Here is a 412-nt window from a genome sequence, read left to right as displayed (position 1 = left end):
GTCCAGTAAAGCAGGAATTTGCAGGCAGCTACGTCGACTTCGTGTTGCACGAGACATTAAATGCAAAGCTGAAGGTGCTGAGCCAGCGTCGTGGAACCACGCTGTTCGTTACGGTGCTAGCGGGCTGGGCAATGGCGCTGGCGCGTTTGTCGGGTCAGGACGAGGTGGTGATTGGCACGCCGTGCCCAGACCGCACCCGGTCAGGAAGCAAGGGGCTGATCGGTTGTTTCTCCCACTGCTTGCCGCTGCGGATCGACCTGTCGGGCGATCCGACGCTGGAGACAGTGCTGGGGCGAGTGAATGCCGCCGTGCTTGGGGCCCTTGATCACCAGGATCTGCCCTTTGAGCAGGCGACGGACGTCGTTGGTCCAATTCGCAAAGGTGCTCAAACCCCAATTGTGCAGGTCATAGT

General features: G+C 60.0%; 1 protein-coding gene. It reads left to right on the top strand.

The window, feature by feature from the left end; translation table 11 throughout:
• The coding region (locus EOD15_RS35470) for a condensation domain-containing protein (protein WP_148129864.1) at nucleotides 1–412 on the top strand (412 nt) is incomplete at both ends.

This window comes from Mesorhizobium sp. M7A.T.Ca.US.000.02.2.1 (assembly GCF_003996995.1).
Taxonomy (GTDB): Bacteria; Pseudomonadota; Alphaproteobacteria; order Rhizobiales; family Rhizobiaceae; genus Mesorhizobium.
The sequence above is the reverse complement of the archived record's forward strand: the minus strand, read 5'-3'. Positions and strand labels throughout refer to the sequence as shown.